The sequence below is a fragment of the Thermobifida alba genome (assembly GCF_023208015.1).
GTDB lineage: Bacteria > Actinomycetota > Actinomycetes > Streptosporangiales > Streptosporangiaceae > Thermobifida > Thermobifida alba.
This window is the reverse complement of sequence record NZ_CP051627.1, coordinates 3,069,954-3,083,363: the sequence shown is the minus strand read 5'-3', so window position 1 is coordinate 3,083,363 and position 13,410 is coordinate 3,069,954. Positions and strand designations below refer to the sequence as shown.

The 13,410-nt window shown below is 70.1% G+C and carries 15 protein-coding genes; 14 read left to right on the top strand and 1 reads right to left on the bottom strand.

The window, feature by feature from the left end:
• The first annotated feature begins 205 nt into the window (after positions 1 to 205).
• The 11 genes from secY to truA all read left to right on the top strand — a co-directional run bounded on the left by secY (position 206) and on the right by truA (position 7,886).
• Positions 206 to 1,537: a preprotein translocase subunit SecY gene (secY, locus tag FOF52_RS13575; RefSeq protein ID WP_248590325.1), complete on the top strand. Its 1,332-nt coding sequence runs from the start codon at positions 206 to 208 to the stop codon at positions 1,535 to 1,537.
• Positions 1,538 to 2,107 carry an adenylate kinase gene (locus FOF52_RS13570; RefSeq protein WP_248590324.1) on the top strand — a complete coding sequence of 190 codons (570 nt, stop codon included), beginning with the start codon at positions 1,538 to 1,540 and terminating at the stop codon, positions 2,105 to 2,107.
• Positions 2,107 to 2,931: a type I methionyl aminopeptidase gene (map, locus tag FOF52_RS13565; RefSeq protein ID WP_248590323.1), complete on the top strand. Its 825-nt coding sequence runs from the start codon at positions 2,107 to 2,109 to the stop codon at positions 2,929 to 2,931. Before FOF52_RS13570 ends, map begins: the two co-directional genes overlap by 1 nt.
• Positions 2,932 to 3,068: 137 nt before the next feature.
• Positions 3,069 to 3,497: a DUF1707 SHOCT-like domain-containing protein gene (locus FOF52_RS13560; protein ID WP_248590322.1), complete on the top strand. Its 429-nt coding sequence runs from the start codon at positions 3,069 to 3,071 to the stop codon at positions 3,495 to 3,497.
• 264 nt (positions 3,498 to 3,761) lie between these two features.
• The gene (gene infA / locus FOF52_RS13555; RefSeq protein ID WP_017593374.1) at positions 3,762 to 3,983 is read left to right on the top strand and encodes a translation initiation factor IF-1; all 222 of its coding nucleotides are present in this window, start codon (positions 3,762 to 3,764) and stop codon (positions 3,981 to 3,983) included.
• A 62-nt stretch (positions 3,984 to 4,045) separates the two neighbouring features.
• Positions 4,046 to 4,159: a 50S ribosomal protein L36 gene (gene rpmJ / locus FOF52_RS13550; protein ID WP_068756766.1), complete on the top strand. Its 114-nt coding sequence runs from the start codon at positions 4,046 to 4,048 to the stop codon at positions 4,157 to 4,159.
• 202 nt (positions 4,160 to 4,361) lie between these two features.
• Positions 4,362 to 4,742, top strand: a complete 381-nt coding sequence (rpsM, locus tag FOF52_RS13545; protein ID WP_248590321.1) for a 30S ribosomal protein S13 — start codon at positions 4,362 to 4,364, stop codon at positions 4,740 to 4,742.
• A 63-nt stretch (positions 4,743 to 4,805) separates the two neighbouring features.
• Complete coding sequence (rpsK, locus tag FOF52_RS13540) at positions 4,806 to 5,210, top strand: 30S ribosomal protein S11 (protein ID WP_248590320.1); 405 nt, start codon at positions 4,806 to 4,808, stop codon at positions 5,208 to 5,210.
• 152 nt (positions 5,211 to 5,362) lie between these two features.
• Entirely contained in the window at positions 5,363 to 6,379 is a 1,017-nt protein-coding gene (locus FOF52_RS13535; RefSeq protein ID WP_248590319.1) for a DNA-directed RNA polymerase subunit alpha, read from the top strand.
• Positions 6,380 to 6,445: 66 nt separating this feature from the next.
• On the top strand, positions 6,446 to 6,967 hold the full coding sequence (gene rplQ, locus FOF52_RS13530; RefSeq protein ID WP_248590318.1) for a 50S ribosomal protein L17: 522 nt from the start codon (positions 6,446 to 6,448) through the stop codon (positions 6,965 to 6,967).
• 97 nt (positions 6,968 to 7,064) lie between these two features.
• The gene (gene truA, locus FOF52_RS13525) at positions 7,065 to 7,886 is read left to right on the top strand and encodes a tRNA pseudouridine(38-40) synthase TruA (RefSeq protein WP_248593867.1); all 822 of its coding nucleotides are present in this window, start codon (positions 7,065 to 7,067) and stop codon (positions 7,884 to 7,886) included.
• 76 nt (positions 7,887 to 7,962) lie between these two features.
• Here truA and FOF52_RS13520 read toward each other — a convergent pair whose 3' ends face one another.
• Complete coding sequence (locus FOF52_RS13520; protein WP_248593977.1) at positions 7,963 to 9,552, bottom strand: hypothetical protein; 1,590 nt, start codon at positions 9,550 to 9,552, stop codon at positions 7,963 to 7,965.
• Between the two features lie 936 nt (positions 9,553 to 10,488).
• Between FOF52_RS13520 and rplM the strand changes: the two genes are divergently transcribed.
• From rplM to glmM, 3 genes are all read left to right on the top strand, one after another.
• Positions 10,489 to 10,938, top strand: a complete 450-nt coding sequence (rplM, locus tag FOF52_RS13515; RefSeq protein WP_248590317.1) for a 50S ribosomal protein L13 — start codon at positions 10,489 to 10,491, stop codon at positions 10,936 to 10,938.
• Positions 10,939 to 10,972: 34 nt separating this feature from the next.
• Positions 10,973 to 11,482, top strand: coding sequence for a 30S ribosomal protein S9 (gene rpsI, locus FOF52_RS13510; protein ID WP_248590316.1), 510 nt, complete (start codon positions 10,973 to 10,975; stop codon positions 11,480 to 11,482).
• Between the two features lie 211 nt (positions 11,483 to 11,693).
• On the top strand, positions 11,694 to 13,034 hold the full coding sequence (glmM, locus tag FOF52_RS13505; RefSeq protein ID WP_248590315.1) for a phosphoglucosamine mutase: 1,341 nt from the start codon (positions 11,694 to 11,696) through the stop codon (positions 13,032 to 13,034).
• Positions 13,035 to 13,410: the final 376 nt, after the last annotated feature.

Here is a 13,410-nt window from a genome sequence, read left to right as displayed (position 1 = left end):
GGGGTTCCTTGGTACGGTGTGCCACCGAGTGTGTTCTTATTGTGAACTTGGTGGTCCACACCAATTGTTGAATGGCTGCTAATGTGCCATCTGCTTGACCCGACTGGGCTCGGGCTGCTCTGGCCGGAGCCAACGATTACGACGATCCAGGATCGGCCGCGATGTCTCGAATCGGCTGCGCCGTCGACGCCTGGCAGGAGGAGACGTGCTAGGTGCGTTCGTCCGTGCGTTCCGCACGCCTGAACTACGTAACAAACTGCTGTTCACGCTGTTCATTCTGACGATCTTCCGGCTCGGCGCCGTCATCCCCGCACCGGGGATCGACAGCGTCGCCATCCAGAAGTGTGTCCAGCAGACAGCCGAGACCGGTGCCTCGAACGTCTATTCGCTGATCAACCTGTTCAGCGGTGGAGCGCTGCTGCAACTGGCCGTCTTCGCGCTGGGCATCATGCCGTACATCACCGCGAGCATCATCCTCAACCTGCTCACCGTGGTGGTGCCGCGGCTGGAGGCGCTGAAGAAGGAGGGGCAGGCCGGACAGGGCAAGATCACACAGTACACCCGTTACCTGACCATCGCCCTGGCGGTCCTGCAGTCCACCAGCATCATCGCGATGGCCCGGACCGGGCAGCTGTTCCAGGGCACCAACTGCTACCCCGAGCAGTACATGCCCTTCCTCGGCACCTCCCACGAGCTGCCCGTCCTGATCATGATCGTGTTCGTGATGACCGCGGGCACCTGCGTCATCATGTGGTTCGGCGAGCTGATCACCGAGCGGGGCGTCGGCAACGGCATGTCGCTGCTGATCTTCACCCAGATCATCGCGGAGTTCCCCGCCGGCATGATGCGGATCTGGAGCGAGCAGCCGGCCTGGGTCTTCGCGCTGATCTGCGTGGCGGGCCTGGTGCTCATCGCCGGTGTGGTCTTCATCGAGCAGGCCCAGCGGCGCATCCCCGTGCAGTACGCCAAGCGCATGGTGGGCCGCCGGATGTACGGGGGCAGCTCCACCTACATTCCGCTGAAGGTGAACCAGGCCGGTGTCATCCCGGTCATCTTCGCCTCCTCCCTGCTGTACCTGCCGACCCTGGTCGTCGGGCTGATGGGAGCGGAGTCGGACAACAAGGTGGTGGACTTCCTCAACACCTACTTCAACCCGATGGGCAACCACCCGGTCTACCTGGCCACCTTCTTCCTCCTGATCGTCGGCTTCGCGTTCTTCTACGTGGCCATTACCTTCAACCCCGCTGAAGTGGCCGACAACATGAAGAAGTACGGTGGGTTCATCCCGAGTATTCGTCCGGGACGTCCGACCGCCGAGTACCTGGACTACGTCCTCACCCGGCTGACGACGCCCGGTGCGCTGTACCTGGGTGTGATCGCGCTGCTGCCGATGGTGGCCCTGGGGACCTCCGGGGCTGCGGCGAACTTCCCGTTCGGCGGCGTCAGCATCCTGATCATGGTCGGTGTCGGGCTGGACACGGTGAAGCAGATCGAGAGTCACCTCCAGCAGAGAAACTACGAAGGTTTTCTGCGATAGATGCGCGTTGTACTGGTGGGACCTCCTGGGGCCGGAAAAGGCACCCAGGCCCAGATCTTGGCGTCCGAGTTGTCGATTCCGAAGGTGTCCACCGGGGACATCTTCCGTGCCAACGTCAGCGGTGGCACAGAGTTGGGTAAACAGGCCCAGGCCTACATGGACCGCGGCGACCTCGTCCCCGACGAGATCACCAACGCCATGGTGAAGGACCGGCTGGCGGAGGAGGACGCCCGCGAGGGCTTCCTCCTGGACGGCTTCCCGCGCAACCTCGCGCAGGCGGAGACGTTGGACGTCATGCTCGGTGAGCTGGGCGTCAAACTCGACGTCGTCCTGGAACTCGTCGTCGACGAGGAGGAGGTGGTCCGGCGGCTCGCCGAGCGCGCCCGGATCGACAACCGCAGTGACGACAACGAGGAGACGATCCGGCACCGGCTGGTCGTCTACCGGGAGCAGACCGCTCCGCTGGTCTCCTTCTACGAGCAGCGGGGCCTGCTGGTGAAGGTGGACGCGGTCGGCCCCATCGAGGAGGTCACCCAGCGGGCCATGACAGCGCTGAAGAGCAGAGCCTGATGTTGCGCAAGGGGCGGAACAAGATCCAGCTGAAGTCTCCGGCCGAGATCGAGAAGATGCGGGCCGCGGGTCGGGTCGTGGCCCGCACTCTCGACCTGCTGCGTGCGTCGGTGCGTCCGGGGATCAGCACCCTGGAACTGGACGCCATCGCCGAACGCAGCATCCGGGAGGCGGGGGCCGTGCCGTCCTTCAAGGGCTACCACGGCTTCACCGGCTCCATCTGCGCCTCCGTCAACGAGGAGGTGGTGCACGGGATTCCGCGGGCGGACAAGGTGCTCGCGGACGGGGACATCATCTCCATCGACTGCGGTGCCATCCTCGACGGCTGGCACGGCGACTCCGCCATCACCGTCGCGGTGGGATCGGTCGCCGAGGAGGACCGTACCGTGATGGAGGTGTGCGAGGAGGCGATGTGGCAGGGCATCGCCCAGATGCGTCCGGGCAACCGGCTCGGCGACATCGGGCAGGCCATCGAGGCCTACATCGTCTCCCGGGGCCGGTACGGCAACGTCCGCGAGTACGGCGGCCACGGCATCGGCACCGAGATGCACATGGAGCCGCACGTGCTCAACTACGCGCAGACCAGTCGGGGCATGCGCCTGGTCGAGGGCATGTGCCTGGCGATCGAACCCATGGTCAACCTCGGTACCCGCCACGTCCACGTGCTGGAGGACGGCTGGACCGTGGTCACCCGGGACGGCCGCCGGTCGGCGCACTTCGAGCACTCGGTGGCGGTCACGGCCGACGGTCCGCTGGTGCTCACCGCCCGTGAGGAGAACCGGGAGAAGATCGCCTCGCTCGGGTTCCCCGACCCCGGCTTCTGACCCCGTTCTCCACGATTCCGTGCGGGCCGCCCGACCACCGGGCGGCCCGCGGAATTTTCCGCCCCCGTCCTTTGGCCTTCTCCTCCGCGGGACCGTACCGTGGAAGCGGTGGACCGGTGACCGGAGAAGGAGGTGCGGTGTCGGAGTCCAGTCCGCACGTCAGGGCTTCCGACGCGGATCGGGAGCGCGTCGCCGAGCGGTTGCGGGAGCACTTCACGCAGGGGCGGCTGGACGACGACGAACTCGCCGAGCGGATGGAGGCGGCCTACCGCGCCCGGACCCGGGGCGAGCTGGCCGTGCTCACCGAGGACCTGCCCGGCCGTGATCTGGCGGACCTGCCCGGTCTGGTGGCCGGCGCCCTGCCGCGCACCCGCGAGTCGGCGCTGCCCGCGGTGCTCGGCCCCTGGCTGCTCGGAGGCGGGGTGAACACGCTCCTCCTGGCCGTCGCGACGACCTTCCTCGTCGCCCTCGGCGCGGACGCCGTGTGGTACGCCGCGGCGGTCGCCCTGTGGGGCGCGGTCATGGGCCTCGTCGCACTGTGGGTTCGACGGACGCGTCAGGGGTAGGGGCACAGTCGAGTACACCGCGGCCCGGGGACGGCAGGACGAAGACAACCACGGGAGCGGGTAGACTGGTGGTGCCCACACTCGGGTTGTTGGGTCAGGCTGCCTCCATTAGCGTCTGCGGTCCAAGTGACGTAGAATAGTGCAGTTGACCTGATTTTCAGTGATCAATTCTCATGACCGGGGCGCCGGATCACACCACACTCGGAGAGATCCGCACCCGTAGTCCCCGTGTCCACGGGGCCGATTTCCAGAAGCGTGGAGGATATGGCTAAGAAAGACGGCGCCATCGAGATTGAGGGCTCCGTTATCGAGTCCCTACCCAACGCTATGTTCCGAGTGGAGCTCGACAACGGGCACAAGGTGCTGGCTCACATCAGCGGCAAGATGCGGATGCACTACATCCGTATTCTTCCCGACGACCGAGTTGTTGTGGAGCTGAGCCCGTACGACCTCACGCGCGGGCGCATCGTTTACCGCTACAAGTAGCCTCTCCGCCCGCGTCCACCGTTTTGCGGTCGGCGCAGGTGGACCCAGGACCCGGAGCGACCATGAAGGTTAAGCCGAGCGTCAAGAAGATCTGCGCGAAGTGCCGAGTGATCCGCCGTCACGGCAAGATCATGGTGATCTGCGAGGACCCGCGGCACAAGCAGCGTCAGGGCTAGTCCCGCTTCTCGACGCCGAGAACCCCGCCGGTCACGGCCCACGCGCCGTACCGGCGGAGCACTGTCAAGAAATCCCGTTCCCATCCCGGGGGCCCGCCGTGCCCCGGGACCACCCCCGGTCGGAGGCCGGGGCCTCGTCGTTGGGCGGCGAGAGGGCACGGGCACGGGAAAGACCTCCGCGAAACAGAAGGAGTACGCCCCGATGGCGCGCATCGCCGGCGTCGACCTCCCCCGCGAGAAGCGGGTGGAGGTCGCTCTCACATACGTCTACGGCATCGGCCGTACCCGCGCGGCCGAGACCCTGGCCAACACCGGGGTCAACCCCGACACCCGCGTCCACCAGCTGACCGAGGAAGAGCTGGTCAAGCTGCGCGAGTGGATCGACGCCAACTACAAGGTCGAGGGCGACCTGCGCCGCGAGGTCGCGGCCGACATCCGTCGCAAGATCGAGATCGGCAGCTACCAGGGCATCCGGCACCGCCGCGGTCTGCCGGTCCGTGGCCAGCGCACGCAGACCAACGCGCGGACCCGCAAGGGCAAGAAGAAGACCGTGGCCGGCAAGAAGAAGGCCGGTAAGAAGTAGTCCGTCCGGGCCCCGTCGTTCGGGCCCGTACCAGCAACGGATCGATGATCTTGGGAGTAGGGAATGCCGCCTAAGAGCCGTCAGGGCGCCGCGCGCAAGGTGCGCCGCAAAGAGAAGAAGAACGTTGTCCACGGACACGCGCACATCAAGAGCACCTTCAACAACACGATCGTGAGCATCACCGACCCGACCGGCGCGGTGATCTCGTGGGCCAGCTCCGGCCAGGTCGGGTTCAAGGGGTCGCGCAAGTCCACCCCGTTCGCCGCGCAGATGGCGGCGGAGGCCGCCGCGCGCCGCGCCCAGGAGCACGGGGTGCGCAAGGTCGACGTCTTCGTCAAGGGTCCGGGCTCGGGCCGGGAGACCGCGATCCGCTCGCTGCAGGCGACCGGGCTTGAGGTCGGCTCGATCCAGGACGTCACGCCGGTCCCGCACAACGGCTGCCGTCCGCCGAAGCGGCGCCGGGTCTGACCCGCGTCTCACACACTGCCGGCGCCGCCTCTGCCGCCTGACAGCGGGCGGAGGGGCGGACCGGGCAGTCGCACAGTTGTGGCCCCGCAGGCCGCGGGGCCGTCCAGTGGCCGTCATATAGCGGGCGGCCGTGGGAAAGGAAGAAACGGACCATGCTGATCGCTCAGCGTCCCACCCTGACCGAGGAGTCGATCTCCGAGTTCCGCTCCAAGTTCGTCATCGAACCCCTGGAGCCGGGATTCGGCTACACCATCGGGAACTCGCTGCGCCGTACCCTGCTGTCGTCCATCCCCGGTGCCGCTGTCACCAGCATCCGCATCGAGGGCGTCGAGCACGAGTTCACCACCGTGCCCGGCATCAAGGAGGACGTCACCGAGATGATCCTGAACCTCAAGGGTCTCGTGGTGAGCTCCGAGCACGACGAGCCGGTGCTGATGTACCTGCGCAAGCAGGGCCCGGGAGTGGTCACCGCCGCTGACATCGCTCCGCCCGCCGGGGTCGAGGTGCACAATCCCGACCTGCACATCGCGACCCTGAACGGCAAGGGCAAGCTGGAGATGGAGATGACGGTCGAGCGCGGCCGCGGCTACGTCTCCGCCGCCCAGAACAAGCAGCCCGGTCAGGAGATCGGCCGGATCCCGATCGACTCGATCTACTCCCCGGTCATGCGGGTCACCTACAAGGTCGAGGCGACCCGAGTCGAGCAGCGCACCGACTTCGACCGCCTCATCCTGGACGTCTGGACCAAGCCGGCCATCCGGCCCCGGGACGCGGTGGCGAGCGCGGGCAAGACCCTGGTGGAGCTGTTCGGGCTGGCCCGGGAGCTCAACGTCGACGCCGAGGGCATCGACATGGGCCCCTCTCCCACGGACGCCGCGCTGGCCGCGGACCTGGCACTGCCCATCGAGGACCTCAACCTCACGGTCCGCTCCTACAACTGCCTCAAGCGCGAAGGCATCCACACCGTCGGCGAACTCGTCGCCCGCTCCGAGCAGGACCTCCTGGACATTCGCAACTTCGGTGCGAAGTCAATAGAGGAAGTCAAGCAGAAGCTGACCGACATGGGGCTCTCCCTGAAGGACTCCCCGCCCGGATTCGACCCGGGGAGCGCGGCCGACTCCTACGGTTCCGACGACGACCAGTCCTACGTCGAGACCGAGCAGTACTAAGCCCACAGACCTTGGTCGACCCGGTCGCCACGGGGCCGGGTCGGCCGCACACGAGGAGAACGACACATGCCCACGCCAACCAAGGGGCCTCGGCTGGGCGCCGGCCCGGCGCACGAGCGGCTCATGCTGGCGAATCTGGCGACCTCGCTGTTCCGGCACGGTCGCATCAAGACCACGGAGGCCAAGGCCAAGCGCCTGCGCCCCTACGCCGAGAAGCTGATCACCCTCGGCAAGCGCGGTGACCTGCACGCCCGCCGCCAGGTGCTGACCAAGATCACGGACAAGTCCATCGTGCACGAGCTGTTCACCGAGATCGGCCCGCGCTACGAGAACCGCAACGGCGGTTACACCCGGATCACCAAGATCGGTCCGCGCAAGGGCGACAACGCGCCGATGGCCGTGATCGAGCTGGTCGAGGCGCTGAGCGCGCCCGCCGCGGCGAGCAGCAAGAGCGCCCAGGCCGAAGAGGCGAAGGCCGAGCAGCCCGCGGCCGAGGCCGGAGACCAGCCCGCCGAGGGCGCCACCTCCGCGCAGACCGCCGAGGCCGCCGACACCTCCCAGGCCGAGGGATCGGCGGAGGACAAGTAGCGCCGAGCCCGCCACGCGTGTGGTCGTGAGTGCCCGGTCCCGACCAGGGACCGGGCACTCGTCGTCATTGGAGACAGCAGAAGTGACGGAAGAGAACCTGACCCGGCTGAGGTTGGACCTCTCCTACGACGGAACCGACTTCTCCGGCTGGGCCGAACAGCCGGACAGGCGCACCGTCCAGGGGGAGCTCCAGGCCGCGCTGGCCCGGGTGCTGCGGCTGCCCGCTCCGCAGCTGACGGTGGCGGGCCGCACCGACGCGGGGGTCCACGCCCGGGGCCAGGTGGCCCACCTGGACGTGCCGACGGCGGTGTGGGAGGCCGAGGGGGAGCGGCTGCTGCGTCGCCTGGCGGGGGTGCTGCCCCCCGACGTCCGGGTGAACGCGGTGGCTGTGGCCCCCGCGGGCTTCGACGCGCGTTTCTCCCCGCTGTTCCGCCGCTACGTCTACCGGGTGAGCGACGCGCCCGGCGGAGTGGACCCGCTGCGCCGCCGCGACGTCCTGTGGCACCGCCGCCCCCTCGACGTGGCCCGGATGAACGAGGCGGCGGCCGCGCTCCTGGGCGAGCACGACTTCGCCGCCTACTGCCGCAGGCGGGAGGGGGCCTCCACGGTCCGGGAACTGCAACGGGTGGAGTGGGTCCGGGAGGGCGAGTACCTCTGCGCCGGCACGGTGCAGGCCGACGCGTTCTGCCACAACATGGTGCGTGCCCTGGTGGGCGCGCTGCTGGCGGTCGGGGACGGCCGCCGCGCCCCGGACTGGCCCGCCCGGGTGCTGCACGCCGGGGTGCGGGACTCCGCCGTGCACGTGGTGCCCCCGCACGGCCTCACCCTGGAGGAGGTGCGCTACCCCCCGGAGGAGGAGCTGGCCGCACGCGCCGCGGCGACCCGCAGGTTCCGTGTCCTGGAACGCGCGGAGGAGTGAGAACGGTGCGGAACGCGAAACCGCGGCGCCCCACCCGGGTCTCCCGGGGGCGCCGCGGTTTCGCGTTCCGCGCGGCTCAGTGCGCGGCCCGCTCCCCCAGGGGGGACAGGGCGACGTCGACGAAGTACTCGCTGATTTCCGCCAGTTCCGACTCCTCGCCCTGCGGGGTGCGGCCGTCGGCGTTGGCGGCGAGGGAGAAGACCACGTAGCGGCCCCAGACGGCACTGGAGGCGTGACCGCCCGCGATGTCCATCCGCTCGGCTCCGCTGCCCTCCTGGCCGGCGAGCCCGGCGAACCACAGCGTGCCCGCGGGGTCCTGCGCCTCGGCCGCGGCCCGCGCACCGTCGGAGTCGGCCATCGCCGCCACGCCGACGGTGACGGCGCGGGTGCCGTCCTCGTTCGCGTAGGTGGCCCGCACCACCTGGCGGCACTCGTTGTCGTCGAGCACCGTGGCGTAGTCGCCGTGCGCGGTGGTCTCGCACTTGTCGGTGTCGTCGGTCAGCAGGAGGGTGAAGGTCTCGCCGTTCACCTCGACGGTCTCCTCGGCGAAGAGTTCCCCGGCCTTGAGCGGTTCGGGGTCGGTGGACTCGTCGGCGACCAGGGAGACGTCGTAGCCCCCGGGCGGGGCGGGCTCCGCGGAGTCGCCCCCGGAGGCGAGCAGGAACGCGCCGCCGCCGGCGACCAGCAGCAGGGCGACGAAGCCCGCGCCGACGAGCAGGGTCCGGGAGCTGACGGGGAGGGACCGTGCGGAGCCGCGGCGCCGCCGGTCGCCCGCGTAGTCCTCGTACTCGGACAGGTCCATCTCCGCGGTGCTGGCCGAGGAGTCCTGGGCGGGCACCTCGTCGCGGAACATCGGCAGGCCGCCGAACATGTCGTCGGCCGGAGCCGCCTGGCGGGACGCGGCGTCAGCCGGGGGCATCGCCTGGGTGGCCGCCGCGTCCACCGGAGGCACGACCTGGGTCGCGTCGTCGGCGACGGGCGGCACCACCTGGGTGGCGTCCTCCACACCGGGAACCGCACTCCCCGGGGGGACCACCCGTCCCTGGAGCGGCTGCTCCGAGGCGTGCGGCGCCGGGGGGAACGGGGCGCCGGGCGGAGGCGTGGGCGGCTGGCCCGGGGCGGGCTGGGGTCCCGAGGGGGCGGCGCCGGGCGGCGGGGGCAGTGGCGGACGTGCGTCCTGGCCGGTCTGTGTGGGGTTGTGCAGGGGCGGTTGGGCGCCGCTGGGGGTGTTCCAGGCGCCGGGGCCCTGTTGGGGGCCGGAGGGGGCGGCGCCGGGCGGCAGCGGGGCGGGCGCGGGCGGTCGCGGCCCGGTGGGCGCGGACTGCTGGTGGGGGCCGGGGCCCGGCGGCATGCCCTGGTGCGGTGCGGGGCCGGGCGGAGGCATGGGCGGCTGGCCCGGGGCGGGCTGGGGTCCCGAGGGGGCGGCGCCGGGCGGCGGGGGCAGTGGCGGACGTGCGTCCTGGCCGGTCTGTGTGGGGTTGTGCAGGGGCGGTTGGGCGCCGCTGGGGGTGTTCCAGGCGCCGGGGCCCTGTTGGGGGCCGGAGGGGGCGGCGCCGGGCGGCAGCGGGGCGGGCGCGGGCGGTCGCGGCCCGGTGGGCGCGGACTGCTGGTGGGGGCCGGGGCCCGGCGGCATGCCCTGGTGCGGTGCGGGGCCGGGCGGAGGCATGGGCGGCTGGCCCGGGGCGGGCTGGGGTCCCGGTGCAGACAGCGGCGGATGCGCGGCGGGCGGCATCGGCCCCGGCTGGGACGGGGGACCCGGCGGGGTGGGGGGAGCGGACCGCGGAGCCTGCGCGGTCTCGTCCGCGCCCTGGTTCGGGGGCACGGGGGGAACCGGTGGCCCGAAGGGGGCGGGGCCGTCGGTGGGCTCGTTCGGATGCGGTGCGATGGGAGACTCCGGATGCTGTCCTGGGGCGGGGAGCGGAGCCGCGAACGACCCGTCCCCGCCGCGTGCTTCGTCACGAATTCCGTGTTCTCGCCTGCTCAGAATCGGTCGCGAAGCCGCGAGCCGGACCAGGGGGGCGAAACAGTCCTGTCGGAGCGTCGCACGTTCGGGCGGACACACCGCCAGGGGGCGAAGAAACGGGAGAGCGGTGACGGGTCTTCCCCGGCCACGCGCTATCCTCGTTTGGTAAGGCGGTGGCGACACTGCCGGCACCATCCTAGTCAGTGCTTTGCGCAGTGGACCGTTCCACCGTCCGGTTCCCCTGTGGTAGAGCCACTGACCTCGAAAGACGCGCGGTGGTGTGATCGACCCGGCGGGTCGGGACCGGTGGCAGTGCAAAAGCACTCGGCGGTCAAGGCATAATGAGAGTGGAGTAATCGCGCATCGCGCATGGGTGCTGGTCGCCCCATGACACGAACACAGTGGTCATGGGCGCTTTGACCGGTGGCCTGTGCGCGGGTTACGATTCTCTGTCGTTGTGCGTTGAGTTGCCGTGGGTACCCACCAGACCTCGTTGGGCGCCGATCACGCATCACTGTCTGCGCACTCAAACCTACCGAAGGGACTCCCGGGGGACCGGGTGCTTTTCGGGCCAGTAATACGAGTTCCCCGTCTCCGCAGGCGGAGACGGACACCGCCGACTGAGAAGGCAATACGATCGTGCGCACATTCAGCCCCAAGCCCAGCGATGTCCAGCGTCAGTGGCACGTCATCGACGCCTCCGATGTCGTGCTCGGGAGGCTGGCCAGCCACGTCGCCGTGCTGCTTCGCGGTAAGCACAAGCCTTACTACGCGCCTCACATCGACACCGGTGACTACGTGATCGTCGTGAACGCCGACAAGGTGGCGCTGACCGGCAAGAAGCTGGAGCAGAAGCGGGCCTACCGTCACTCCGGCTACCCCGGTGGCCTGCGTTCCGTCCCCTACAGCGACCTGATGGCCAAGCAGCCGGCCCGCGCTGTGGAGAAGGCGATCAAGGGCATGCTGCCGAAGAACTCTCTCGGCCGCCAGATGGCCAAGAAGCTCAAGGTGTACGCCGGGCCGGAGCACCCGCACCAGGCCCAGCAGCCGGTGCCGTTCGAGATCACCAAGATCGAGCAGCCCGCGTAGGCCTTCGCGAGACTAAGGAAGTACGAGGAGAACCGTGGTCGAGCCCACCGGCATCGAAGACGTTCAGGAATACGACGAGAACTCCGAGGAGTTCCCGGCCGAGTACACCACCGAGAGCCCCGAGGTGGTCGGCGAGGCGTACGTTCCGACCGCTTCCGGCCCCGCTCTGGGAACCGGGCGGCGCAAGACCGCTGTCGCGCGCGTCCGTGTCGTCCCCGGCAGCGGTGAGTGGAAGATCAACGGCAAGGCGCTCGAAGCCTACTTCCCGGACAAGGTGCACCAGCAGCTGGTCAAGGAGCCCCTGGTTGCGCTGGGATTCGAGGGCGCCTACGACGTCTTCGCCCGCCTGAACGGCGGTGGCACCAGCGGCCAGGCCGGTGCGCTCCGTCACGGCCTCGCCCGCGCGCTCGCCGCCATGGACCCCGAGCACAACCGCCCGGTGCTGAAGAAGGCCGGATACCTCACCCGGGACGCCCGTGAGGTCGAGCGGAAGAAGGCCGGTCTCAAGAAGGCCCGCAAGGCGCCGCAGTACTCCAAGCGGTAACCCGCTTCGGTGGCCGTGTCGTACGACGCGGCCGCGACTGGACGTGTCCCTGGAGGACAGGTCCCAGGCCCGCCCGGCACTCGTCAGGAGGACGAGTGGCCAGAGCGGGCCACAGTCGTTTTTGTCGACGCTCTGCGCGCTCGGCCGCCGCATACTGGTTCTCATGGCGACTACCAGCGCCATCACTGGGACGAAACGGAGCGATTGGTTCGTGACACGGCTGTTTGGCACTGACGGAGTCCGCGGGCTCGCGGGACGCGACCTCACCGCTGGACTGGCACTGGAGCTCGCGATCGCGGCGGCGGAGGTCCTACCGGAGCGGGGCTCCACCGACGGAAGACCCCTCGCGGTGGTCGGCCGCGATCCGCGCGCCTCCGGCGAGTTCCTGGAGGCGGCCGTGGTCGCGGGACTGGCCAGTGCGGGAGTGGACGTGGTCCGGCTCGGTGTGCTGCCCACCCCGGCCGTGGCGTTCCTCACGGGCGAACTGGGCGCGGACTTCGGCGTCATGCTCTCGGCCAGCCACAACCCGGCCCCGGACAACGGCATCAAGTTCTTCGCGCGCGGCGGCCACAAACTGTCCGACGAGGTCGAGGACGAGATCGAGCGGCGGCTGGGCCGTCCGGCCGCCGGAGCGACCGGCACGGACGTGGGCCGGGTGACCGACGCCTCCGACGGCGCCGAACGCTACATCGACCACCTGGTGGGCTCCCTGCCCCACCGGTTGGACGGTCTGAAGGTGGTCGTGGACTGCGCCAACGGCGCCGCGGTGGGGATCGCCCCGGAGGCGCTGCGCCGTGCGGGAGCCGAGGTCGTCGCGATCGGCAACAGCCCCGACGGGTTCAACATCAACGAGGGCTGCGGGTCGACCCACCTGGACGCGTTGCGCGCGGCGGTGCTGGAGCACGGCGCCGACGCGGGCATCGCGCACGACGGGGACGCCGACCGCTGCCTGGCGGTGGCCGCCGACGGCTCCGTCATCGACGGCGACCAGATCATGGCGATCCTGGCGTTGGAGCTGCACGAGGCGGACGCGCTGAACGAGGACACCCTCGTGGTCACCGTCATGTCCAACCTGGGGCTCAAACTCGCCATGAAGGAGGCCGGCATCACCCTGGTCGAGACCCCGGTCGGGGACCGCTACGTCCTGGAGGCGATGCGGGCCGGCTCGTACTCGCTGGGCGGGGAGCAGTCCGGCCACGTCATCCTGCTGAGCCACGCCACCACCGGCGACGGTCTGCTGACCGGGATGCACCTGCTCGCCGCGGTCAACCGCAGGGGAGTGGCGCTGGCGGAGCTGGCCAAGGTCATGAACCGGCTGCCGCAGGTACTGGTGAACGTGCGCGGCGTGGACAAGACCAGGGTCGCCACCTCGGAGCGGATCGCCACCGAGGTGGCCGAGGCCGAGGCGGAACTCGGCGACAGCGGCCGGGTGCTGCTGCGTCCCAGCGGCACCGAGCCGATGGTGCGGGTGATGGTGGAGGCCCCGTCCCACGACCGCGCCCAGAGCGTCGCAGACCGGTTGGCCGAGGTCGTCCGGGCCGAGTTGGGCTAGTCGCCGGCGGCGAGCGGGACGGCGGCGCGGAGGCGGCGTCGAGGAGGCCGCCACGGCGGGCCGGACCGGTGCCGCCTTCGACGGACCGGTTCCCGAACCGGGCGGAGCGGTGGCGTGCACTGGTCGACGCCCCGCGGAGCGGGAGCACCGGCCGCCTCCACGGTGCGGCGGACGGACACTCGCGGCCCTGGGCCGAGCAGGTGCGGCGGGGGGGGGTATCCCGGCCGGGATACCCCTCCCCGCCGCACCAGGACGGTGCTCAGGGGCGGGACCGGGACGCCGCTCGCCTCGACCGTGCGTCCGAGCGGGGCCTGTGCGGGGTCCGTCCGTGGTCCCGTCCGCCCCGAGGACACCGGTCCGGGACGGGCGGCTTCTT

Bases quoted from the DNA above. Each gene is read 5' to 3' on its own strand.
- FOF52_RS13570 (WP_248590324.1), top strand. From the start codon at position 1,538: ATGCGCGTTGTACTGGTGGGACCTCCTGGGGCCGGAAAAGGCACCCAG.
- map (WP_248590323.1), top strand. From the start codon at position 2,107: ATGTTGCGCAAGGGGCGGAACAAGATCCAGCTGAAGTCTCCGGCCGAG.
- infA (WP_017593374.1), top strand. From the start codon at position 3,762: ATGGCTAAGAAAGACGGCGCCATCGAGATTGAGGGCTCCGTTATCGAG.
- rpmJ (WP_068756766.1), top strand. From the start codon at position 4,046: ATGAAGGTTAAGCCGAGCGTCAAGAAGATCTGCGCGAAGTGCCGAGTG.
- rpsM (WP_248590321.1), top strand. From the start codon at position 4,362: ATGGCGCGCATCGCCGGCGTCGACCTCCCCCGCGAGAAGCGGGTGGAG.
- rpsK (WP_248590320.1), top strand. From the start codon at position 4,806: ATGCCGCCTAAGAGCCGTCAGGGCGCCGCGCGCAAGGTGCGCCGCAAA.
- FOF52_RS13535 (WP_248590319.1), top strand. From the start codon at position 5,363: ATGCTGATCGCTCAGCGTCCCACCCTGACCGAGGAGTCGATCTCCGAG.
- rplQ (WP_248590318.1), top strand. From the start codon at position 6,446: ATGCCCACGCCAACCAAGGGGCCTCGGCTGGGCGCCGGCCCGGCGCAC.
- FOF52_RS13520 (WP_248593977.1), bottom strand. From the start codon at position 9,552: ATGCCTCCGCCCGGCCCCGCACCGCACCAGGGCATGCCGCCGGGCCCC.